The 22,443-nt window shown below is 61.6% G+C and carries 25 protein-coding genes; 12 read left to right on the forward strand and 13 right to left on the reverse strand.

The window, feature by feature from the left end; genetic code table 11:
• The first annotated feature begins 83 nt into the window (after positions 1-83).
• Positions 84-380 carry a hypothetical protein gene (locus AC1DNW_RS30185; protein WP_477855291.1) on the forward strand — a complete coding sequence of 99 codons (297 nt, stop codon included), beginning with the start codon at positions 84-86 and terminating at the stop codon, positions 378-380.
• Between the two features lie 21 nt (positions 381-401).
• Here the strand turns inward: AC1DNW_RS30185 and AC1DNW_RS30190 are convergent, their stop codons facing one another.
• From AC1DNW_RS30190 to AC1DNW_RS30200, 3 genes are all read right to left on the reverse strand, one after another.
• Entirely contained in the window at positions 402-629 is a 228-nt protein-coding gene (locus tag AC1DNW_RS30190; protein ID WP_477855292.1) for a hypothetical protein, read from the reverse strand.
• Positions 630-789: 160 nt separating this feature from the next.
• On the reverse strand, positions 790-2,133 hold the full coding sequence (locus AC1DNW_RS30195) for a GAF domain-containing protein (RefSeq protein ID WP_113308366.1): 1,344 nt from the start codon (positions 2,131-2,133) through the stop codon (positions 790-792).
• Complete coding sequence (locus AC1DNW_RS30200) at positions 2,130-2,663, reverse strand: hypothetical protein (protein WP_477855293.1); 534 nt, start codon at positions 2,661-2,663, stop codon at positions 2,130-2,132. The genes AC1DNW_RS30195 and AC1DNW_RS30200 overlap by 4 nt, the downstream gene beginning before the upstream one ends.
• A 110-nt stretch (positions 2,664-2,773) precedes the next feature.
• On the opposite strand from AC1DNW_RS30200, the gene AC1DNW_RS30205 reads away from it, so the two are divergent.
• Positions 2,774-3,481, forward strand: coding sequence for a hemerythrin domain-containing protein (locus tag AC1DNW_RS30205; RefSeq protein ID WP_113308364.1), 708 nt, complete (start codon positions 2,774-2,776; stop codon positions 3,479-3,481).
• Between the two features lie 240 nt (positions 3,482-3,721).
• On the opposite strand, the gene AC1DNW_RS30210 is transcribed toward AC1DNW_RS30205, so the two are convergent.
• From AC1DNW_RS30210 to AC1DNW_RS30225, 4 genes are all read right to left on the reverse strand, one after another.
• Positions 3,722-3,871: a hypothetical protein gene (locus AC1DNW_RS30210; RefSeq protein ID WP_113308362.1), complete on the reverse strand. Its 150-nt coding sequence runs from the start codon at positions 3,869-3,871 to the stop codon at positions 3,722-3,724.
• Positions 3,872-3,947: 76 nt separating this feature from the next.
• Complete coding sequence (locus AC1DNW_RS30215; protein WP_113308361.1) at positions 3,948-4,826, reverse strand: NmrA family NAD(P)-binding protein; 879 nt, start codon at positions 4,824-4,826, stop codon at positions 3,948-3,950.
• A 62-nt stretch (positions 4,827-4,888) separates the two neighbouring features.
• Positions 4,889-5,785, reverse strand: coding sequence for a helix-turn-helix domain-containing protein (locus tag AC1DNW_RS30220; protein ID WP_113308360.1), 897 nt, complete (start codon positions 5,783-5,785; stop codon positions 4,889-4,891).
• Positions 5,786-5,877: 92 nt separating this feature from the next.
• A complete protein-coding gene (locus AC1DNW_RS30225) occupies positions 5,878-7,431 on the reverse strand; it encodes an acetolactate synthase large subunit (protein ID WP_113308359.1) in 1,554 nt (517 codons plus the stop codon).
• 153 nt (positions 7,432-7,584) lie between these two features.
• Between AC1DNW_RS30225 and AC1DNW_RS30230 the strand changes: the two genes are divergently transcribed.
• Positions 7,585-8,808, forward strand: a complete 1,224-nt coding sequence (locus AC1DNW_RS30230) for an alpha/beta fold hydrolase (protein WP_113308358.1) — start codon at positions 7,585-7,587, stop codon at positions 8,806-8,808.
• Here AC1DNW_RS30230 and AC1DNW_RS30235 read toward each other — a convergent pair.
• On the reverse strand, positions 8,746-9,675 hold the full coding sequence (locus tag AC1DNW_RS30235) for a LysR family transcriptional regulator (protein WP_113308357.1): 930 nt from the start codon (positions 9,673-9,675) through the stop codon (positions 8,746-8,748). The genes AC1DNW_RS30230 and AC1DNW_RS30235 overlap by 63 nt on opposite strands.
• Positions 9,676-9,772: 97 nt before the next feature.
• Here AC1DNW_RS30235 and AC1DNW_RS30240 point away from each other — a divergent pair, with 97 nt between their 5' ends.
• Entirely contained in the window at positions 9,773-10,519 is a 747-nt protein-coding gene (locus AC1DNW_RS30240) for a sulfite exporter TauE/SafE family protein (protein WP_113308356.1), read from the forward strand.
• Between the two features lie 9 nt (positions 10,520-10,528).
• Here AC1DNW_RS30240 and AC1DNW_RS30245 read toward each other — a convergent pair whose 3' ends face one another.
• Complete coding sequence (locus tag AC1DNW_RS30245) at positions 10,529-10,921, reverse strand: RidA family protein (protein ID WP_113301064.1); 393 nt, start codon at positions 10,919-10,921, stop codon at positions 10,529-10,531.
• 130 nt (positions 10,922-11,051) lie between these two features.
• On the opposite strand from AC1DNW_RS30245, the gene AC1DNW_RS30250 reads away from it, so the two are divergent.
• A complete protein-coding gene (locus AC1DNW_RS30250; protein ID WP_477855317.1) occupies positions 11,052-11,942 on the forward strand; it encodes a LysR substrate-binding domain-containing protein in 891 nt (296 codons plus the stop codon).
• A 113-nt stretch (positions 11,943-12,055) separates the two neighbouring features.
• Complete coding sequence (locus AC1DNW_RS30255; RefSeq protein WP_113301137.1) at positions 12,056-12,367, forward strand: hypothetical protein; 312 nt, start codon at positions 12,056-12,058, stop codon at positions 12,365-12,367.
• Positions 12,368-12,380: 13 nt separating this feature from the next.
• Here AC1DNW_RS30255 and AC1DNW_RS30260 read toward each other — a convergent pair whose 3' ends face one another.
• On the reverse strand, positions 12,381-12,596 hold the full coding sequence (locus AC1DNW_RS30260; RefSeq protein ID WP_113308354.1) for a hypothetical protein: 216 nt from the start codon (positions 12,594-12,596) through the stop codon (positions 12,381-12,383).
• A gap of 255 nt (positions 12,597-12,851) precedes the next feature.
• Here AC1DNW_RS30260 and AC1DNW_RS30265 point away from each other — a divergent pair, with 255 nt between their 5' ends.
• Positions 12,852-13,049 (forward strand): hypothetical protein, encoded by a 198-nt coding sequence (locus tag AC1DNW_RS30265; protein ID WP_113308353.1) that lies wholly within the window; start codon positions 12,852-12,854, stop codon positions 13,047-13,049.
• 171 nt (positions 13,050-13,220) lie between these two features.
• Here AC1DNW_RS30265 and AC1DNW_RS30270 read toward each other — a convergent pair whose 3' ends face one another.
• The gene (locus tag AC1DNW_RS30270) at positions 13,221-14,150 is read right to left on the reverse strand and encodes a LysR family transcriptional regulator (RefSeq protein ID WP_113308405.1); all 930 of its coding nucleotides are present in this window, start codon (positions 14,148-14,150) and stop codon (positions 13,221-13,223) included.
• Between the two features lie 131 nt (positions 14,151-14,281).
• Between AC1DNW_RS30270 and AC1DNW_RS30275 the strand changes: the two genes are divergently transcribed.
• A complete protein-coding gene (locus AC1DNW_RS30275; protein ID WP_477855294.1) occupies positions 14,282-15,700 on the forward strand; it encodes an MFS transporter in 1,419 nt (472 codons plus the stop codon).
• 89 nt (positions 15,701-15,789) lie between these two features.
• Here AC1DNW_RS30275 and AC1DNW_RS30280 read toward each other — a convergent pair whose 3' ends face one another.
• Positions 15,790-17,607, reverse strand: coding sequence for a chloride channel protein (locus tag AC1DNW_RS30280; RefSeq protein ID WP_477855295.1), 1,818 nt, complete (start codon positions 17,605-17,607; stop codon positions 15,790-15,792).
• An 85-nt stretch (positions 17,608-17,692) separates the two neighbouring features.
• Between AC1DNW_RS30280 and AC1DNW_RS30285 the strand changes: the two genes are divergently transcribed.
• Positions 17,693-18,139, forward strand: coding sequence for a MarR family transcriptional regulator (locus AC1DNW_RS30285; protein ID WP_113308350.1), 447 nt, complete (start codon positions 17,693-17,695; stop codon positions 18,137-18,139).
• Between the two features lie 25 nt (positions 18,140-18,164).
• Positions 18,165-18,620: a MarR family winged helix-turn-helix transcriptional regulator gene (locus AC1DNW_RS30290; protein WP_477855296.1), complete on the forward strand. Its 456-nt coding sequence runs from the start codon at positions 18,165-18,167 to the stop codon at positions 18,618-18,620.
• A 7-nt stretch (positions 18,621-18,627) separates the two neighbouring features.
• Here AC1DNW_RS30290 and AC1DNW_RS30295 read toward each other — a convergent pair whose 3' ends face one another.
• The gene (locus tag AC1DNW_RS30295) at positions 18,628-19,002 is read right to left on the reverse strand and encodes an HIT family protein (protein ID WP_477855297.1); all 375 of its coding nucleotides are present in this window, start codon (positions 19,000-19,002) and stop codon (positions 18,628-18,630) included.
• Between the two features lie 213 nt (positions 19,003-19,215).
• On the opposite strand from AC1DNW_RS30295, the gene AC1DNW_RS30300 reads away from it, so the two are divergent.
• Both AC1DNW_RS30300 and AC1DNW_RS30305 read left to right on the forward strand, forming a co-directional pair.
• Positions 19,216-20,880, forward strand: a complete 1,665-nt coding sequence (locus tag AC1DNW_RS30300) for an arylsulfatase (protein WP_113301071.1) — start codon at positions 19,216-19,218, stop codon at positions 20,878-20,880.
• A 104-nt stretch (positions 20,881-20,984) separates the two neighbouring features.
• On the forward strand, positions 20,985-22,439 hold the full coding sequence (locus AC1DNW_RS30305) for an MltF family protein (RefSeq protein WP_477855298.1): 1,455 nt from the start codon (positions 20,985-20,987) through the stop codon (positions 22,437-22,439).
• Positions 22,440-22,443: the final 4 nt, after the last annotated feature.

The following is a 22,443-nucleotide window of genomic DNA, read 5'->3' on the forward strand; positions in this document are numbered from 1 at the left end:
AATGTTTTCTGTTTGTTCTTTTTCGCCGTTCAGTTACATTGCACTCGTGCGCGACGCCGATTTTCGCGAAAAGGGAGGTTGTCATGAAGGTGGTATTGTTTGGGATTTTCTTGCTGGCCGCCGGGAATGCGTCTGCTTCCTGCGACCTGGTTTCGGCTCCGTGCTCCACCGACAGTTCGGGCAATACCTATATCAGAGAGCAGAATCTCGGCGGCGGCTACAAGACCTATCGAAACGGGGATCTCTACTCGCAGACGCATCAGCAGCTCAACGGCAGCTATCGAGAKACCTATTCAAGCGGTGGCTACCGGACTTATTACAGCGATCCCAACCGCAGCGACCCCTATCAGGATAACAGGAAGAGCAGGGACGGACACTGAGGGCGCTCTTGCGACTGAGACTCAAAGAGCGGAAAGAGCGTCCAAAATTATCTCCAGACAATTTGACGACAGGCTGAGAAAGGCACCGACAACAATGCCTACGAACCCGAGCGCCAGCGCACCGACAAATCCATGATGCTCCCAGCCATATTGGGCTGCCATCTGCGTTACTACCGCCACGACCAGAAGCGTCCAGACGATCCTGACGGCGAAGAGCAGGCGGCGGAGCACTGGCTTGTCTTGCATCATGGCAGAGCGGAAATTCCGTGGAACGCCTCGTTTCCTCAGATGTAGGTTGCAATTTCGAGTTTCACCAGAGGCTGCCTGCCGTCTTCTGCGGAACTGGCTATCGGGCGACGACGGCCGTGCGGGGCAAAACCGCGCAGCCTCTTGCCCCTTGGCCCCCAGGTCAGTCTTCCACCAACTCAATCTCGGGACGGCCGGCAAGGGTGAGCCGCAGGCGGCCGCGGTCAGCGCGCTCGAGCATGATCGGGCCCGCCTTTTCCTCCAGTCGCCGGCGCAGCAAGATCAGCCGGGTCTCCAGATTGTCCTTGAAATCCGGCAGTTGCAGGCGCCGGTCGCGGCGTATCTCACGGTTCAGAAAGTCCCGCTTGCCGGTGCGCGCATAGTCTTCGAGGAAGTGCAGGAGCAGCCGCCCCGGCACGCCGCGGATGAGATAATCGTCGTCGACGAACAGCGAGCCGTCGCGCGGATAGAAGCGCACGGCGATGCGCCGACCGGCGGGCAGCCTCACGGCCTCGTCGGCCGACGCTTCCGCCTTCTCGCGCCACCCCGTCTCCGCCCGCTCGCGTTCCTCGGAAAGAAACGAGAGCGCGGTGGCCAGATGCGCGGCGATCACGGTCAGCGCCTCCTCGTCGCGATGGCGGAAGGTGAACCGCTCCGCCGATTCCGAAAACAGCACGCCGACGAGCCTTCCCCGCGCGACAAGCGGCAGCGCGATCTGGCTGAGCGGCTTGTCGAGCGCCGGAAGCGGGATCGGCGTATCCTCGACGCCCGCCATGGCCCGCACCGCCTGGATGTAGCGCTGACCGCGACTGAGGTCGGTGATCCGCACATTGCGCCGCCGCTCAGCCGCAACCCCGATAATGCCGCGCCCGGACGGAACCTCGGCGCCAAAGCCGAACTGGTCATAGCCGCGGCTGGCGATCGTCGTCAGCCCGCCGCGTTCGCCGTCCGGCACCAGCACCATCGAATAGCGGTAGCCGAAAAGCTCGCCGAGGCCCTCAAGCGTCACGTCGAGCAGCGTTTCCGGCTCGCTGCAGTCCGACATCCGCGCCGTCAGCCTCGCCACCCTGCCCATCAGGTCAGGCAGCACGAGCGGCTCCGGCTCGACTAGCGGATTGGCGGCCGGCACGGCCCGACAGTCCTCCACCCGGTAGATGTCGACGGCGCGCAGCTTCATGATTCCGGTCATCCGGCTTTCCAGGATCGCCAGATGGATCGCCACCCCCTCGAAGGTCTCGCTCTCCGTCTCGGAGCGCTCGAACACCAGGTCGAGCACGTGCTGCTGGCCGCTATAGCCGTCGACCACCATCACGGTCGCGAGCCCGTTGCGCGCCACATTTGTGGCGGTCTTGGAGAAGAACTGGTTGGAGAGAGCGACATGCGTCTCGTCTACGTAATGCACGTGCGAGAGATAGGAGACATTGGGCATTCCGTCCGCATCGGTGGTGGCGATAACGGAGGGAATGATGCCCTCGAAACTGTCCCGCAGCCTTTCGAGCGGAATCATGCGACGGCTTCCGGCGTCAGCCTGCGTCCGGCGCCCGGCCCCGGCGTCTGCTCGAAGATCTCCTGCGGCTCGATCGTCAGGCAGACGAGTTCCTGGTCCGAGAGCGTGCTGGAGAGCTGCATCCGGGTGACCCCGAGCGCCAGCATCCGCGCGAGCTGTTCTGCGACATAGGCCTCACCCAGTGTCCGGAAGGCGGCATCCGCCAGCCCCGCCTCCAGGACCCGGCCCTTGATCTGGCAGGCCTTGTAGTCGGCGGCCCGCACATAGGTCGTGGCAATCGGCCGGCCGGCCAGCGCCTCGCCCACGGCATCAGGCCATTGGCTGCGGGAGGCGAGAAAGTGCAGATGCCCGCTCTGCCGGTCGAAGCGCACGCCGGAGCCGCGGCCAATCATTGGCCGGCCGGCCTCGTCGCGCGTCGCGAACAGGATCATGACGGGACTTTCTATGAATTCCGCGAGTTCCGGCCCCAGCAATGCTTTTCCCCCCGATATGCGGCGATGATAATTAGATAGGATATTCTTAGCAATCATCGCAATTGCTTAGGATGGTTTTAGGAAGCGCCTCGCAAAGGCCTCGGTTATCTCACGGCCATCAGCCCGGCGCACAGGAAGAGGCGCCGGCCAACGAGAGGAAAACAATCATGAGCCACGAATTCTCGCTTACCAGCATCCCCGATCTCAACGGCCGCTACGACATTTACGGCGCGATACACAAGGGCCTGCGCAAGGCCGGCTGCGACCTGCTCGGACGCCTCGGCACGGCCGATTTCCAGAATGTCGAGGAGACGGTCTTCCTGATCGGCGACCTGCGCCATTACCTGATGCTTGCCGCCTCCCACGTCAGTCACGAGGACGACCACATCCACGTGGCGCTCGCCGCCAAGGGCGTCTCGACCGTCACGCTGGACGAGCAGCACGACGACCACCGCACGGCCTTCCGCGAGCTGGAAGAACTGATCGCCGCCTGGGAAAAGGCCTGGCCGCTGCACAAGTCCGCCTGCGGCCGCAAACTTTATCTCGCCTTTGCCGCCTATATCGCCGACGACTTCGCGCATATGCATGAGGAGGAGGCGGTGACCGGCCCTCTGCTGTGGCGCAACTTCAACGACCAGGAAATATTCGGCATCGAAATGCGCATCATCGGCTCCCTGCCGCCGGAGAAGAGCATGGCCTTCATGCGCCTCATGATCCCGGCGATCAATCCGGCGGAGCGTGCGGCACTCCTAGGCGCCATGAAGAAGGATGCGCCGCCGGAAATCTTCCAGGCTGTCATCGACTTCGCCGTCCGTCCGGGGCTTTCGGCGGGCGACTTCGCCAAGCTTGCCGACGCGCTGAAGCTGGCGGCCTGAGAAGATTGCTGCGGGCGGAGGATCGAGGCTCCGTCCGTGGCATCGCCGAGAATTTCCGGAGAAGAACCATGTGCAAACCGAACGGCGAGGCCGGCATCCCGGCCGAGTGTCCGCGCCGCGGCGATTGTCGCGGCTGCCTTATGCTGCCTTCAGCCATGGCGGGTGAGGGGATCGCCGCGCGTCCCGGGCGCCCGCCGCCCGCGTCGGTCTTCCTGGAGACTCCGAAAAACAGGAACCGCTCTAGTGATGCTTGAAATACTGCACCTCGCGCTCATGCTTCTCTGCCGCCTCGCGGGTCTTGAAAGTGCCGAGATTCTTGCGCTTGTGCGTCTTCGCATCAGGCTTGCGGGAATAGAGACGATATTCTCCTGACTTCAATTTCCGTATCATGTGAACCTCCTGTGCTGAGGGGTAAATTCCCCTCAGGCTTATCCGGTTCCGGCTGATTGCGAAGATCGCCTTTCGGTCACTGTCCAGTGACAAACGGCCGAAGCGCGTCGATCAGTTCGGTGGTGCCTTGGCGAACATCGCGCGCATTCGGCTCGACGTCGATGAGGCCACCCCTGCTATGCACGTCGTAGAGCTCGGTCAGAAGATCGGCAGCGCTGGCGCTCATCACTCGGCCCAGGCTTTCCCGCCATTGCGAGCGGGGCAGGGCTTCAGCAATGATCGCGCGCCCCAGCAACTGGCTCAGCGCGGAGGCCACGTCGCTTGCGCTATAGCGGCGCGGGCCTTCTGCGTGAACAATCTGTTCGCGCGTTTCGATGTCGGGCCGAAGCAGGAGATCTACGGCAATCCGGCCGACATCCTGCGCCGACACGTTGGGGATCTGCTTTTCGACCGGGTCATGAAAGCTCGGCAGAATGCCGGTTGCGATCGCTGCCGGCGCGACGCGAGCCCAGCCTTCCATATGCTCAGCCGACCGCAGGAATATCCGGCGCATATCCAGTTGGCGAAGGCGCTGTTCAAATTGGTAGAACATGCTCGGCATGGCGAAGCCTTCGCCGAGATGGGCGCCGTAGTCGGAAATGGCAAGCATGAGGGCCGGCCGCGCTTCTTCCAATGCCTCGGCAATGCTCTCGATCGAGCGGCGCATATCGCCTTTCATGTCTTCGGCTCGCGGGTCGGCCGGCAGAATGACCTGAACGCTGTCCGCACCTGATATCGCTCCGGCAAGCGCCTTGGCGTCCTGCAGATCGACAAAAGCGACATCGCAGCCGATGGCGGTCAGGCGGTCAGCCTTTGCCGGATCGCGCAGGATAGCGCGCACGGGCACACCTGCCTCGCGCAGCGCCTTGGCGGTCGAATAGCCGATCTTTCCGGCGGCTCCGAGGATTGCAATCATGTGTTTCTCCTTGCTGATGGTGCGCAAGGACTAGAGGGGCGCGCCAGAGGCGTCGCACATATTCAGGCCGGTCTTTGCAATTTCGGGCGGAATTCGCCGACTTCGCGCAGGATCTCGCCGGGTGTCTGGCCGGTGAGCCGGCGCATGGTGGTTGCCATATGGCTCTGATGGGCAAAGCCCGCGGCAAGCGCAATCTCGCTTGCGGCCATATCCGTCGTCGTCATCAGGGCGCGGGCATATTCGACGCGGCGGCGGATGACATATTGGTGCACGGAAACGCCGGTGCTGTTGCGAAACAGGCTCTTCAACCGTGTGACACTGACACCAGCAACGACCGCAAGGTCTGCCAGATGCAGCTTCCGGTCCAGATGCGTCTCGATGAATTCCGTCAGCATCCGCAATTGCCGGGCCGAGAGTTTCGGTTCGCGGTTGATCTCGGGCCGAGGCGCGCCGTCGCTCGCCGTTTCGATCAGCCGGATGGCGAGCGCGTTGGCGAGAAGATCGATATAAAGCGGATCGGAGGGCGTATCGGCTTCCAGATCCGCCTTGATCGCCCGGCAGATCGCCTCGATGCCGGTGTCACGCAGCTGAAATCGCGGCTGCAGCTCGATCTTGCCGGCATCCCGGCCTAGATCTTCCGCGACCTGTTCCAGCCGCGAGGGATCGAGACTTACGCGCAGGATCCGGCAATCGGCATCATCCTCCCAGGACCCGTCGAGACCGGCCGGGATAACGTCGATATCGCCCGGCTTTTGCACGCGGATCATCCGGCGGCCATCGCAACTGCAGTCGGCGTTGACAGGCGGGCCAAAGTGGATGCCCAGACGATGCATGTCACCGCCCGGTGCACGAGAGAGGCCGCGGGGAATATGCAGGAATTCGGCAGCGAGCCCACTCCACGCCCGTCCGGCGCTGGTCAACAGGATCTGCGGTGACGTCTGCAGGGATGGAGCTGTCATAATATGTCTTTGCTTTTGGCTTTTGGCTCTTAGCTTGGGGCCTGGATGCTACGTCTCAACCGCCGGCTTGCCAACCGGGTTTACCGTCGCAATCAGATGATCGCTTCGATGAGGAATGGACCGCGGCGCCTGAGCGCGCTTTCGAAAAGATCGGCGAATTGCTCGCAGCTATGTGCGCCCGCGGCATCGACGCCCATGCCCTTGGCGACCGAAACCCAATCCCAGGCCGGGTGATCGAGGTCCATCATCCGCCTTGCATTCTCGCCGATGCCGTTGACGCCGACATTGCGCATTTCGGCATGCAGCACGGCATAGGCGCGGTTGGCGAAGATGATCGTCACCACGTCGAGGTTTTCGCGGGCCTGCGTCCACAGGCCCTGCACCGTGTACATGCCGCTGCCATCCGCCTGCAGATTGATGACCTTGCGATCCGGGCAGGCGATCGCGGCACCCGTCGCAAGCGGGATGCCGCAGCCGATCGAGCCGCCCGTGTTCATCAGGTAATCGTGCGGCGCAGCCGCGGCCGTGAGCTCGAAGAAACGGCGGGCCGAAGTGATAGCCTCTTCGCAGACGATGGCATTATCAGGGAGCCTTTCCGCCACCATCACGGCGACTGCATCTTCGGTCAGATGTCCGAACGGGACGATATAATCGGAATCGGTGATTGTCCGCCGCTGTGGTTGCGATGGTTTGACGCCGAGTTCGTCCCGCAGCGCCTCCAGCGCGCCTTTCAAATCCTCTCCATGTTTCGCCAATGTGAGGACCTTGCAGCCGTTGCGCACCAATCGTCCCGGCTTGCCCGGATAGGCAAAGAAGGCGACGGGTTCGGGAGCGCCGACGAGCACCAGAACATCGATATCGGCAAGCAGTTGCAGGGCGTCGTCGATCGGGTAGGGGATGCGGGTCGGGGTGACACGGCCGCCGCCGCGCTCCATCCTAGCCAACAGCACTTCACTGAAGAGACGTACATCCTTGGCCGCGGCAATCGCGCCTGATATCTCCAGACAGTCGGCGCGGGCAGCCGCCCCGCTGACGAGAATAGCGGCCTCGCCCGGCGTGTTACGAATGGCGTTGGCAACCTCGCGCACGGTATCCATACTGACGGCTGATGGCGCTGGAGGAGACACCTTAAGCGGTTGCGCGGAAGCGACTTCGCCCCAGGCGGCATCTGCCGGCAGGATGAGCGTTGCCACACCAGGAGGTGACAATGAGGCACGGAAGGCAGCCTCCGTCGCGTCTGCCACATCCTCGGGACTGCTGATGCGACGCACCCAGTTGGACATCGGCGCAGCAAGGCTTTCGATATCCGATGTCAGCGGCGCATCGAGGGCAAGATGATAGGAGGCGTGGTCGCCGACGATGTTGATGACGGGAACTCTTGCCCGGCGGGCATTGTGGAGATTGGCAAGGCCGTTCGCCAGCCCCGGTCCGGTGTGGAGCAAGGTCGCCGCCGGTCGGTCGGTCATGCGCGCATAGCCGTCCGCCGCTCCGGTGACGACGCCCTCGGAGAGACCGAGAATGCAGCGCATGTCGGACTTGCGGTCGAGTGCCGCCACGAAATGCATTTCCGACGTGCCGGGATTGGCAAAGCACACCCTGACATCGTTTGCCAGGAGCGTGTCACACAGGCTGTCTGCACCATTCATGGCCGTTTCCTCCCGTATCATAGCCTCGCACGGGAAGAATATAGGCACAACCTTGAATAATGCATCCGGCCGGCGCGAGCTTTCGTGACAGTGCCGCAAGCCGCATCTATAATCATTGCGGTCGCAGCCTCGGCAGCCATTGGGGAGTTGGCGATGAGCATGCAGTTCAGGAACGAGTTGCATGAGGATTTCGGCAGCTGGCCGATCGCCTATATTCCCTATGGCGGGGCGGATTTCGGCGAGATCCGGGCCGTGGCGGAAGCCGTCGGCGATGGCGATCATGCCGCCTTTTACGAAGCGTGGGTTTCGGCCGGCGACCGGCTGAAAGGCGAAGCGGAGGCCGCGCTTTCCGGGGGCCATAAGGTCAGCGCGCGCGAGCTTTATCTGCGGGCAAGCGTCTTCTACGCGGCGTCCTATCATCCGCTCTACGGAGCGCCTGTCGACCCGCGTCTGCTTTCCGGCTTCCGCAAGCAGACGTATGCGCTGGAGACGGGGCTTGCGCTCTCGGCGCCGACGATCGAGCCGCTTGCCATTCCGCTCGGCGAAACGCCGATGCCTGGATATTTCATTCCGGCGCATGGTCTCGAGCATGAGGTGCGGCCGCTCGTCATCTTTAACAACGGCTATGACTGCACCATCACCGACACCTATTTCGCCTGCGCCGTCGCAGCCTCGCGGCGCGGCTACCACAGCCTGCTCTTCGACGGCCCCGGCCAGGGCGCCATGCTCTACGAGCACGGCATCCCGCTGCGGCCGGACTGGGATGTGGTCATCCGTGCGGTGGTGGATTTTGCGGTGAACTATCCGCTCGTCGATCCTGATCGTATCGCCCTCAGCGGCTGGAGCCTCGGCGGGTTTCTGGCTCCGCGCGGGGCGGCGGGCGAGCCGCGCATTGCGGCGCTGATCGCCGATCCCGGCACCTGGAGCATTGCCGACGGTTTTCGCAAGATCATCGTCCAAAAGTTCGGCGTGCCTGCGGAAGCGGCGGCCGATCTCGGCGCTCTCGACCAGACACTGCTCGATACGATGGATGCCTTCATCCGCAACAATCCGGTGCTGAGCTGGAAGGTGGTGCAACGAGGCTTCTGGGTGCATGGGGTGGATAACCTCAGGGCCTATCTCGCCTCGGCCGAGCTTTTCACCATGCGGGGACATGCGGAGCGCATCCAGTGCCCGACTTTGATCACCCAGGCGGAGAATGACGGGCTTGCCGCCGATGCCGGCTTTTTCTTCGATACGCTGCGCTGCTCCAAGACCTTGCTGCGGTTCACCGCCGAAGAAGGCGCGGATGGCCATTGCGAGATGAAGAACCGGTCACTGCTCAACAGGCGGGTTCTGGACTGGCTCGACGAGCAATTCGGGCCGGGCACCAGCTAGATGGTCCAGAAGGCTGCGGGCATGGACGGGCAATTCCGCCCTTTGCGCCGTGCAGACTACCAGCTGCCGTGTCGCCCAATCATCCGACAGGCCGAGAATGGCAATCCCGGATGATCTTTTCTGGCGGCGGCCCGCCGTCTCCGGGACGATCCCGATCCCGGCGCCTGCACCAGCCAGCCGGCAGATAGCCTCGAAATCACGCAGCCGCACCCGGGTCTTCAGCCTGATGCCGATGCGGCCTGCCTGCGCATCGATATGGTCCTGCAGGGCACCGGCGGCGAGGCCGATGAAATGTTCATCGACGAGATCGGCGAAGCGGATACTGCTCTCCAGGGCAAGAGGATGGCTGTTGCCGACAACGACGACGAGGCGATCGATCGCGAAAGGTCGCGCCGTCAGGCCGGCCATATCAGTCGCGGCAGAGAGGATGCCGATCTCGGCATGGCCAGCCGCGATGCTTCTGGCAATCTCGACGCTCTGTCGCTCCTTCAGTTGCAGATCCACCTGCGGGTTGGCGGCCATCCAGGGTGCGAGCCGTTCAGGCAGATGTTCCGATATGGCTGCCGTGTTGGCGAGAATGCTGATCGTCGAGCGCAACCCGCGTGCATATTCGCCGAGTTCACCACGCATCTGCCTGATCTGTCCGAGGATCACGCGGGCATGGTGGGCCAGCGCTTCGCCGGCCTCCGTCGGGGAGACGCCACGCCGGCCGCGCTCCAGCAGGGTGACTTCGCCAAGCGCCTCCATGTCGCGCAGGCGCTCGCTCGCAGCCGCCAGCGACAGCCCCACGTCCGCCGCCCCATGGGTGATACTGCCGGCATCGACGACGGCCAGAAACAGGCGAAGGTCGGTAAGATCGAAACGCATCTTGCAAGGATAGGCCAATTTCAGCCTTCGGACCAGCCGAAGGCCGGCCGAGGGACTTCCGCATTGTGCCGGTATCGGAAGCTGCTAGCGATGCGGCATGTCCGATCTTTCCATCAGCTTCATCCTCGCCGTCACGGCCACCTTCTTCATCGCCGGCATCGTCAAGGGTGTCACCGGCATGGGACTTCCAACGGTCGCCATGGGGGTGTTGGGTGTTTTGACCTCGCCGCTGACGGCCGCGAGCCTGCTCATCGCGCCGTCGTCAGTTACCAATATCTGGCAGCTTTTCGCAGGGCCGGCCTTCCTTCCGCTCCTGCGCCGGTTCTGGCTCATGACGGCGGCCATCTTTTTGGGAACGATGCTCGGTTCGGCGTGGCTGACAAGCGGCGATACCAGCCTCACGACCAGAGGACTTGGCGTGGTATTGGTGCTCTATGTGACCTATGCGCTGTTTGCCTGCGAGCTCCGCGTGCCCAAGGCAATGGAGCCATGGCTTTCGCCCATCATCGGTGCGGTGACTGGACTGGTGACGGGCAGCACAGGCGTCTTCGTCATTCCGGCCGTGCCTTATCTGCAGGCGCTGGGGCTTGCGAAGGACGATCTGGTGCAGGCGCTGGGCCTTTCCTTCACCATTTCCACAATTGCGCTTGCGTCATCGCTTGGGCTGCGCGGCGCCTTCAACACGGGTGATCTGGCGCTCTCCTGTCTCGCCATCCTTCCGGCGCTTGCGGGCATGGGGGTGGGGCAGATGCTGCGCCGGCGGATTGCGCCTGAAACTTTCCGCCGCTGGTTTCTCATCTGCCTGCTGCTGCTCGGCGCGGGGATGTGTCTGGGACCACATTGAAACCGCCCATCAGCCGTGCCCTTCATCGATTGCGGCAATCGCTTCGATTTCGATCATGGCCTTGGGATCATAGAGCGCCTTGATCTCCGCGATCGTGTCGGCGGGGTAGGGCTCGGAGAAATATGTGCGGCGCAGTTCGACCACATCAGGGAAATGGCCCATATCGGTGACGAAGATTGTCACCTTGATGACGTCTTTCAGGCTTGAGCCGCCGGCCTCCAAAGCGCGGCGCAGATTGGCGAAAGCCTGTTCGCCCTGGGCGCGGAAACCGCCATCGACGATCCGACCACCGTCATCGGCGCCGGCCTGGCCGGAAATGAACAGGAGATTGCCGAACCTGATTCCCTGCGACAGCAGGAATGGTGCGTAATTATCCGGCTCGGTGACGATACGTTCCAGCATTGATTCACTCCTTGTGAGGGCCGATGATCGAGATGGATTCATCTTCCTGACCTCAGCCACCTGAAGAGAATGGGGCTGTTTCCTTGCCTCGACAAACTCCAAATCGTCAGTTATCGAGTGAATCTAATTCATCCATGGTGATCATGCGCAGACTTCCGCCGCTCTCCGCGCCTTCGAGGCAGCCGCCCGCCTCATGAGCTTCAAGCGGGCCGCGGCGGAACTCAGTGTCACGCCCACAGCCATCAGCCACCAGATCAGGTCTCTGGAGGAGCATACGGGTCTCGTCCTGTTCGGTCGGCAGGTGCGCAAGGTGGTGCTGACCGAGGCGGGTGCGCAGCTGTACCCTGTTCTGCGGGACGGGTTCGACGCCTTCGAGGCGACGCTCGATCGCCTGGTCCAAATCCGCAAACGCGCCAGGGTGACGATTTCAGCCACAAACGCGTTCACCGCCAAATGGCTAGTCCCGCGGGTGGCACGTTTCCATGCCTTGCATCCGGACATCGACCTTCAGCTGCATGCTTCGGACGAAGCGGTCGGGCTTGCGGACAATGGCGTCGATATTGCCATCCGGTACGGTCGGGGGCCCTATCCCGGCCTGAGCGCTGAGGTGATGTTCGCCGACGACTTCGCGCCCGTGGCCAACCCGCTGTTCGGTGCACTGAGCATCGAGGATCTGAGTAGAGTGCCGCTGATCCATTTTCAGTGGCGGCGAAATCACCCGCTCAACCCCACCTGGGAGCGCTGGTACTCGGCGGCCGGTATTGTCCGGTCGCAGCCTCAGGGACAACTGTATTTTTCTGACGAAAGCCATGCCGTTCAGGCTGCTGTTGCCGGACAGGGGATAGCGTTGTTGAGCTTGGCCCTTGTGCGCGACGAGTTGCAAGCCGGGCACCTCGTCCAGCCGTTTGGCCCGACCGTTCCCGGCCATACCTACCATATGGTCATGAATATCGATCCGCCGCCTGGCGCCAGCGTCCCCGCCGCGGCCGAATGGCTGCGTGCGGAGATTGCGCGCGGTTGATCATTCGGCGTTTCCGCGTGCAGCACCCGCCGCCTTGTTTTAGCCCCGCTCGCCCATCACTAAGCAGATCCCACGCGATGGGCGATTCCTTTCCGTTCAACAAGGGTTTGAAAATGATCAAGAAAATGACGATCGCGGCGACCGCGATGCTGCTTTCGGCTCACTATGCCGGCGCCTCCAGCGATGCCGCGTGGAATGCGCTCTTCGCAAAGGTGAACGGCACCTGCATCGGCCAGTCGGGCATGGATACGCCCGAGGCGACCGCTCCTGTTGTCTTCGACGATGCGACGGGCAAGGTCGCCGTGCTGTTGCGCGGCTCGATGGGCAAGGGCAAGAGCAAGGTCAAAAACGTCAACCTGATCTGCCTCTACGACAAGAAGACCGGCAAGGCCTCGATCGAGGAATATCGCTGGCTCGGCCGGTAATGCCTTGCGGCCATCATGCGCGCGCATGATGGCCCGCTGCCTGCAAAAATATGCCGGTCCTGTCGTTGCCCGGCACCAGCCGAATGGCGATTGCGCCCGCCAGCAGGACAAGCAGCACGCCGGCGGTCATCAGGCTCGTCAGAAAACGCCGATAAGCCTTGCGGCTTCGGGTATGGGCAATGATTTCGCGTTCACGCGCCAGATACGTTACGCCGCTGCGGCCGAACATGAGTTTCCTCCTTGGCATTGTCGACAGGGTTGCGGGAGCGAGTCTGACGAAAAGCCCATAGGAAATCGATATTGCTGCGGGGCGGGGAATATAGGAATTGCATCAAGGCCGGCGGGCCAGTGACAGCCCGGATGTCTTTATGGGAAGCCTATGCCGGCGCCCTTCCGTCCCAATCGAAAACATATGCCCGAATGAGTAGCTTTGCCTGGCGMGGATGATCCTTCGTCCGCTCCGACAACGCGAAAGGAAAAGGCGATGTATGGTCGTTGGTGGGCTTATTACATGCAGGCGCGCTTGCGCCATGTGGATCCGTCTCAGCCGTCCTGGAACGCGCAGCGCAGGACCGAGGTGACGTTCGATCATACGGACGATCTCTGGATATTTCTCAGGCTCGCTCTGGTTCTCGCCGTCTTCTTTGCCGGCCTTGCCTGCATCCTCTGGGTCGCGAGCTGACGGGACTGTGAAGCCAATCGAGCTGGATGAGACATCGAGGGGGCGTACCGTTTCGCGAGCGGGACGCCGAGCATTTCCCGGTCGTCGCCCCCTCGAAAAATGGGCCTTTGTGTTTGATATTTAAGACAAGATTTAACAAGCGATTTCAGGGCGGCTCATTTCCGACAAAAATCAGGAAGCTTGCGACGGAGCCACACCTGCCTGGAAAGCATCTAATCGGGCGGCGAGATGCTCGGCTACGAAATCCACAAAGGCCCGAACCTTCGGCGATAATTGGCGATTTGACGGCCAGACGAGCGACAATGAACCAAACGCGACCATGTATGAGGTCAGGGCGGGAACGAGCAATCCGCCGCGGATATGGGCTGCCGCTACATAGACCGGCAGGTGGGCGATTCCCAAACCATCCAGCGCGGCCCGCAAGCCGGCATCCGTATTGTTGAACGTCAGACTCCTCGGCAAGATCAGTTTTTCGTTCGGAGGAGCAAAAGCCCAGGGCGCCAGGCGGCCGCTGGTTGGATATTTGAAATGGACGCAGGCATGCCCGGCAAGGTCGGCCGGCGCGGTTGGCAGCGTATGGCGATCGAAATAGCCGGGACTTCCGCAAACCACAAAATGCTGCTCGCCGAGACGGCGGGCGATCAGACCGGTATCGGCGAGTTCTCCGCTACGAATGGCAACATCCACCCCTTCCGCCACCAGATCGGCGACGCGATCCTCAAAGTCGATATCCAGCTCGATCTCGGGAAATCGTTCCACAAAGGCCGGCAGGATCGGCATCAGGAGGTGATGACCGACGATATGCGCGACGCTGATGCGCAGGCGTCCCCTGGGGCGCTTCCGGCTTTCTATAATGCTTGTCTCTGCATCTTGGAGGTCGTCGATGATGCGCTTGCAGCGTTCGTAAAAGGCTGAACCTTCCTCGGTCAGGCTGATATTGCGCGTCGTTCTGTTGAACAACCGAACGCCAAGCCGTGCTTCGAGGCGAGCGATGGCCTTGCCGATAGCCGATGGAGAAACACCGGCGACGCGGGCGGCCGCGACATAGCTGTGTCGCTCGGCGGCGTGAACGAAGGCGGTAAGACTGCTGAAACTATCCATGATCGCGCCATAAAGGACATTTTGTCCTTTATGTAAGTCCATTTTCCCGAATTGATCAACATTCAAGACAAGATATCGTTTTCTCCACAGGAAGCCCAATTCTGTTTGCTTCCCTTCAGGCGGAGAAAAAGATGAAGTCGATACATAGGAAACGTCAGTGGGCGGGAGCCAATTCATCACTTGCGGTGCTACTGGCCGGAAATTTCGTCACCATCCTTGATCTTTTCATCGTCAACGTGGCGTTGCCGAATATTCAACGGGACTTGCACGCCTCGAATGCCGAGTTGCAGATGATCATGGTCGCTTACAGCGTATCTTACGGCGCCATGCTGCTCAACGGCGCGCGGCTGGGCGACCTCTATGGCCGGCGGCGTATGTTTCTCTCCGGCATGGCAATCTTTGCACTGGCGTCCCTGCTGTGTGGCGTCGCCTTGTCGCCCTGGAGCCTTATTGCCTCACGAGCACTGCAAGGCATCGGCGCAGCCCTGCTGATGCCGCAGGTCTATGCGTCGCTGCGATTATTGTTCGATGGTGACGAGCGTCGGCGGGCCTTTGCCGTGATGGGCGCTGTGCAAGGCGTCGCAGGTGCGGCCTCGCAACTGCTCGGCGGCGGTTTGATGGCACTCGACATTGGCAACCTCGACTGGCGCCTGATCTTCTTTGTCAACCTTCCCATCGCCGCCTACGCCCTCATTGCCGGGAAATGGTTCATTGTTGAAACCAGAGACGCTGCATCGGCAAGGCTCGACCTCATGGGAGCACTACTCGGCGCCTCCGCACTCACGGCAATCCTCCTGCCAGCAATGGTGGGGCAGGAACAACATTGGCCATGGTGGGCGATCATCKGCCTATTGTCGTCTGTGCCTTTGTTCGTCGCCTTCATCACCTATGAAAGCCGCTTGATGCGATGCGGCGGCGTCCCGATCATTGATCCCTCGATTTTCAAGAACGACGGTGTCGCCATCGGCATGTCGGCGTCGTTTCTGTTTTTCTCGGCGATCAGTTCGTTCTCGCTGTCGCTGACGATCTTTTTGCAGGTCGGCCTTGGCCAGACCCCTCTACAGGCGGCCATGCTGTTTTTGCCTTCCACAGTCGCATTCTTCGCCGGCTCCCTGGTTTCGGCCTCTTTAGCGAAACAGTTGCGGCATCAGGCGCCAACACTTGGCATGGGCATCTTCGGCTTCGGCTTGCTGATCGCGGTTATCGACGGCTTTGTCGGGGGACAGAGATGGGCGTTGACTATCTCGGTGATTCTCCAGGGATTCGGTCAGGGAATTATCATTCCGCTTCTGCTCAACATGGTTCTGAGTACCGTAGCAAATTCCGAAGCCGGGATGGCGTCAGGCGTCTTCAGTACGACACAAACGGCAGGTTCGGCTTTCGGCGTGACGATCGTCGGCGTGATCCTGTTCGGCATTAGCGACGGAAGCGGCGGCGGTGTCTATGGGACTGCATTCGCGGTCGCGACACTCTATAATCTGGTCGCCGTTACTCTAGGTCTGTTTCTCTTTCGCGCATTGCAAAGGGGCAACAACGGGTCACGCGCATAGGGCGGGGCCTGCATCCGCTGTATTGAGGCGGCTCTCCGCCGTCACAGGCTGACGGCGGCTTCCACTGGATACCATCAGGCGCTTGGGCTTCAGGTGCGCCCTGCATTCATCTGCCGGCGCGGCCCGAAATAGGGCTGGCGCTCCGTCTCGGTCGCTCGTAGCGAATGGCGCAGCCGCAGCAGGTCCTTGCGGGCGACGAGGCCGCGCAATTGCCCATTTTCCGCGTCGACGATCGGAATGCGGCCGGCATCCGTCGCCAGCATCAGATCGGCGACATAACCGACCGTATCGTCAGGATGGGCTAATGGTAGCGAGCTGTCGGAGACGAGATCGCCGAGCGTCTGGTCGGCAAGCGTACCATCCTGCTGCCAGCGCAGCGCGTCGCCGCGCGAGACCAGCCCCTTCACGATGCCTTTGCCGTCGACGACGGGATAGACGCGGTGGGTCTTCGGCGTCGCGACGAAGAAGCTGGTCGCTTCACCGACCGTCATCTCGGCCGGGAAAGTATCGACTTCCTTGATCATGATGTCGCGGGCGCGAGAAAACTCGAAGGGGTCGATGCCGTATTCGCGGGTGATGTGCTGGCCGCGGCGGGCGATCTTTTCCGTCAGGATGGAGCGGCGCAGCAGCAGCACCGTGACCGCATAAGCGGAGACGGTCGCCGCCAGCAGCGGCAACAGCGCCGAAACGTCGCCTGTCAGTTCCAGGGCGAAGAAGGTGCCCGTCAGCGGCGCGCGCATCGTGCCACCCATCATGGCGGCCATGCCAAGCAGAGCCCAGAAGCCGGGATCGCCGGGAAGGAAAATGCCGACCAGCCAGCCAAGCGCGCCGCCGAAGATCAAAAGCGGCGCAAGCACGCCGCCCGAGGTGCCCGAGGACAGGGCAATCAGCCAGATCGCCGCCTTGACCAGCAGGATCGTCAGCACGGCGGCCGGCAGGATTGAGCTGTTCAGCAGGCCGTCGATGATATCGTAGCCAACGCCGAGCGCGCGCGGCTCGATCAGGCCGCCGAGGCCGATGAAGAGACCGCCGAGAGCCGGGCACCACATCCAGTGGATCGGCAGGGCCTCGAAGAGATCCTCGATCTTATAGAGCAGCGTCGTGAGGATACCGGATTGCAGGCCGGCGATGATGCCGACAGCGGCGCAGAGCAGGATGCCCCACCAGGGCAGGTCCATATTGAATTGCTTCGGGAACAGCGGGCCGGCCTGAAACAGGAAGGGACGCCAGCAGACCGACACGCAGGCGGCGACAGCAACCGGGATAAAGCTTCGCGGCTTCCATTCGAACAGCAGCAGTTCGACGGCAAGCATGATGGCGGCGATCGGCGAGCCGAAGATCGCGGTCATGCCGGCGGCCGCACCTGCGACCAGCAGCGTCTTGCGCTCGGCCGAACTCAGATGGAAACACTGGGCAAAGAGCGAGCCGATCGCGCCGCCCGTCATGATGATCGGGCCTTCGGCGCCGAAGGGACCGCCGGTGCCGATCGAGATCGCCGATGAGAGCGGCTTGAGGATCGCCACCTTCGGCGACATGCGGCTGCCGCCGATCAGGATCGCCTCGATCGCTTCGGGAATGCCGTGGCCGCGGATCTTTTCGGAGCCGAAGCGGGCCATCAGGCCGATGACGATGCCGCCGATAACCGGGACCAGCACCATCCAGACGGAGCGCGGCGCCTGAGCCATCGAGACGGYAGCAATGCTGAAGCGGTGAAACCAGACGAGGTTCGTCACCAGCGAGATGAGGCTGACCAGAACCCAGGCGGCAAATGCGCCGCCCGTGCCGACGATCAGCGCCATGCCGACGAGGGCGAGAACGCGCTTGTCCGTGGTGAAATCCCCGGCCTCGCGCCGGGAGAGGCCACCCATGAAGTCATGGGGGCGATGTGCGTTTTTTTGGGGAGGCATTGCAGGTCCTGTTGACGGCTTCGTTCTTGACGCAAATATATCGTAGTACGATATAAATCAACAGCCAAAACCAGGAGCTGGAATCATGCCGAACAAAGACCGCGCTCTATCCGAAATCGAATATGAAGCGCTCGCCAACCTGAGATACAGGATCCGCAAATTTCGCCAGTTCAGCGGGAAGGCAGCCGAAAAACTCGGCTTGACGCGACAGCAGCATCAGGCGCTGCTGGCCATCAAGGGGTTGGGCATCGGGGGGCGCATGACCCTGTCCGATCTCTCGGACAAGCTTTTTCTGACGCCGGATAAAGCAGCCGAACTGGCGGCTTCGCTGCAGGAGGCCGGCCATGTCAGCATCGATGTCAGACAGAAGCGCCGGCCAGCCGTCCTGTTGACAGCACAGGCAGAAGAGCTATTGCACCGTCTGACGCCCGCCCATCTCTACGAGATCCGCGAGATGGCGCCGGAACTGATGCAGGCGCTGCGCATGCTTGGGGATCACCGGCAGATGGAAGTGGCCGCATGGATGCAATGAGCGGATGAAGCGCCCTGGGGGACGCATGGTGAACACGCCTGACAATGACCTGACGGATGCCGATTACGAGGCGCTGTCCAACCTGCGCTATACGCTGCGCCGCTTCATGGATTTCAGCGCTTCGGCCGCGCTGGAAGAGGGGCTGCCGGCACAGCAGCATCAGGCGCTGCTGGCGATCCGCGGCCATCGCAGCGTGGATGCGATGACGATCGGCCTGCTTGCCGAGCGCCTGCTGATTGCGCCGCATTCGGCAACCGAACTCGTCGGCCGGCTGGTTGCTGCCGGCTATGTCTCGCGCCGGACAGACCCGGCCGACAAGCGGCGGCAGACACTGGAGCTGACGGAAAAGGCTGATGATGCGCTGAAGCGGCTCACCGCCATTCATCTGACGGAAATCCGGGAGATGGCGCCGCAGCTTATCAACATGCTGCAGAGCCTGCAGAAAGGCGACAGCCCCAAGAACGATCCCTGGCCGAGCTGACAGGCAATCAGATCCGCCTGTTGGTGGCCTGCTTCAAGTGGTGGCGAATGCCGTGGCCGGCAAGCGGCTCGTCGGCGAAGCGGCCAATGACATGCAGATGGGCATGCTGGACGGTCTGTCCCGMAACCTCGCCGACATTCCAGCCGATATTGTAGCCGTGCGGTTCGGATCTATCTAGATGGGCGCGCGCATTCTCCAGAAGGTCGAAAGTGTCGAACCATTCCTCTGATGTCAGGTCGAAGGGCGTTGCGACATGCCGGAACGGTATGATGATACCGGAGCATTGCAGCACCTGATCGGTCGTTTCGAGGAAATAGCAGCTGTTGTTGGAAAAGAGCGGCGGGGCTTTTTCCGTACGGTTTGCGGCACAGAAGGGGCACATGGGCATCATTCCTGACCATATCAAGTCATTGCTACGGGCAGGCAATAGCGCGCGGTAGCGAAGGATATGTGACAGGCTGATATCAAGGGCCTGAGGGAAAGCCCGGACCGTTAACGCGGCCGTTTACGCCCAGTGTTTACCGTAACGTACTTCCGCGATCATGGAATTTGACAAAACATTCGCGTGCAGGTTTCATCTCAAGGAGAGAATTCGATGAAAGACGTCGACATTCAAAAGCAGGATGACCCGATCGTGCCCGTCAGCCGCCGCGATCTTCTGCTGGGCGGCACGTCGCTGGCTCTCACGGCTCTCGCCGTATCGGCCGCAACCGGACAGGCTGCCGCACAGACGCAGCAGGCGACGCCGGCACAGGGTGGCGCTTCGGGAAAGCCACCGAACATTCTCGTCATCTTCGGCGACGATATCGGCATTCCGCAGATCAGCGCATACACGATGGGCCTGATGGGTTACCGCACGCCGAATATCGACCGTATCGCCAGGGAAGGGGCGATCTTCACGGATTCCTATGGGCAGCAGAGCTGCACGGCGGGGCGTGCTTCCTTCATCCTCGGGCAGGAGCCATTCCGCACCGGCCTTCTCACGATCGGCATGCCGGGCGATCCGCACGGCATCCAGGACTGGATGCCGACGATCGCCGACGTGATGAAGACGAGGGGATATGCGACCGGCCAGTTCGGCAAGAACCATCTTGGCGACCAGGACCAGCACCTGCCCACCAAACACGGCTTCGACGAGTTCTTCGGCAATCTCTATCACCTGAATGCCGAGGAAGAGCCGGAAGGCTATTTCTACCCGAAGGACCCGGCCTTCCGCCGGCAGTTCGGCCCGCGCGGCGTGATCAAGTCTAGTGCCGATGGGAAGATCGAAGATACCGGCGCGCTCAACACGAAGCGGATGGAAACGGTCGACGAGGAATTTCTCGGCGCCGCCAAGGATTTCATCGATCGGCAGGCAAAAGCGGAGAAACCTTTCTTCGTCTGGTTCAACGCAACACGTATGCACATCTTCACCCATCTGAAGCCAGACTCTCTCGGCAAGACGGGCAAAGGCATTCATGCCGACGGTATGGTGGAGCATGACGGCCATGTCGGCCAGCTGCTCGATCAACTGGATCAGCTCGGGATCGCCGACAACACGATCGTTCTCTACACCACCGACAATGGGGCCGAGATTGCCCTGTGGCCGGATGGGGCGATGACACCTTTCCACGGCGAAAAGGGTACGACCTGGGAAGGCGGCTTCCGCATTCCGATGATGGTGCGCTGGCCGGGTGTCGTGAAGCCCGGAACCGAGGTCAACGATATCGTCACGCTGATGGACTGGATGCCGACCTTCGCGGCTGCCGCCGGCATGGACGATCTGAAGGAGCAGATGAAGGCCGGTTTCACGTCGGGCGCCAAAAACTTCAAGGTGCATCTCGACGGTTATAACCTGCTGCCGATGCTGAAGGGCGAAGTCAAAGCCGGACCGCGTGATTCCGTCTATTATTTCGACCAAGGCGGCAATCTCAACGCCATCAGGTGGAACGACTGGAAGCTCAGCTTTGCGATCAACAGCGAAGGCAATATCGCCACCGCGACGCGCGAGGTGCCGGCCTGGGCCAACATCGCCAACCTGCGCATGGATCCATATGAGCGCGGAATGAAGGAGGGTGGCGGCGCTGTCGACTTCCTTGCCCGCAATATGTGGCTGCTCGTGCCGGTGCAGGCGAAGATCAAGGACTTCTTCTCCGATTTCGATCAGTACCCCTATCAGGAGGGCAGTTCGCTGAATGCGAGCGGCATCAATTACAGCCTGCTGCGTCAGCAGGCGGCCCTGAAACGGCTGAACGATCTGGAGCGGCTGGCGCCGCAATAGTCCTCCCGAGACCGTCGCGGGAGTGCAGCCGGAGCTGCCGCGACGGAAGAGATCAAAACCGCAGCGATACAAATGCGTTCATCGCCGATGCTGGGGAGGCCTCGATGAGCTCGTTTTTGAAGATATTGTTCGTCCTCGTTCTGGCCGCCGTGTCGCTGGGGACAAGGCCGGCTTCGGCCGAGACCCCGGCGCCGGTGCAGAAGCCTGATCTTATCGACAAGCACGTGATCGATCTCGGCAAGATGAAAGAACGCCGCATCGTGCGCGTGCTCGTGCCCTACAGCAAGACGATCTATTTCGTCGACAAGGGCCGCCAGTATGGCACGGCGGTGCAGTTCGGGCTGGAGCTCGAAAAGGTCCTCAACAAGAACAGCAAGAAGCAGATCGACCGCGTCAACATCGTCTTCGTGCCGATGGCGCGCGACAGGCTGCTCGACGCGCTGAACGAGGGCTATGGCGATATCGTCATGGCCAACCTGACGATCACCGACGAGCGGCTGAAGCAGGTGGATTTCGCCGATCCGCTTTATGAAAATGCCGAGGAGGTGCTGGTCGCCGCTCCCAACAGCCCGGCGATCGCCAGCCTCGACGATCTCTCGGGCCAGCATATCGCGGTGCGCGCCTCCAGCAGCTATTACGAGCATCTTCTGGTCCGCAACAAGGAGTTGACCGCAGCAGGAAAACCCGAGATCGGCATCCATGTGATGGATGAAAGCCTCGAAGACGAGGACCTGATGGAGATGGTCAATGCCGAGCTTCTGCCGTTCACGGTCGTCGACGCCTACAAGGGGAATATCTGGTCGCATGTCTTTGCCGACATGAAGGTGCGCCAGGATATCGTGCTGTCCTCCGAGGGCAAGATCGCCTGGGCGATCCGCAAGAACAGCCCGGAGCTGAAGGCGGAACTGAACGCCTTCGTCGCGACGCACAAGGTCGGCACGACTTTCGGCAATATCCTGCGCAACACCTTTTACAAGCAGGACAAGATCATCAAGCGCGCCTATTCGCCCTCCGACGTCGCCCGCTTCCAGACGCTGGTGGAGATCTTCCGCAAATACGGCGGCAGCTATTCCTTCGACTATCTGATGCTGATGGCGCAGGGCTATCAGGAATCGCAGCTCGACCAGTCACGTCGCTCGCCGCGCGGCGCCGTCGGCATCATGCAGATGCTGCCTTCGACGGCGAAGGACAAGGTGATCGGCATCAGCGGCATCGACAAGGACCCTGATCGCAATGTCGAGGCGGGCGCCAAATATCTGCGCCACCTGATCGACACCTATATCGACGATGACGGTCTGGACGCCAAAGACCGGCAGCTTTTCGCCTTCGCCGCCTATAATGCCGGGCCTGGCAACCTGCACAAGTTTCGCGACAAGGCAAAGGCGATGGGCCTCGACCCCAATGTCTGGTTCGGCAATGTGGAGAATGYCGCCTCCGAGATCGTCGGGCGGGAAACCGTTCAATATGTCAGCAACATCTATAAATATTACGTGGCCTATTCGCTGCTCGTGGCGCGCATGGGGGAGCGGACAAATGCTGGCCAGCCTGTCCAGAAATAACCGT

It is taken from the genome of Rhizobium sp. 05L429, assembly GCF_056397645.1.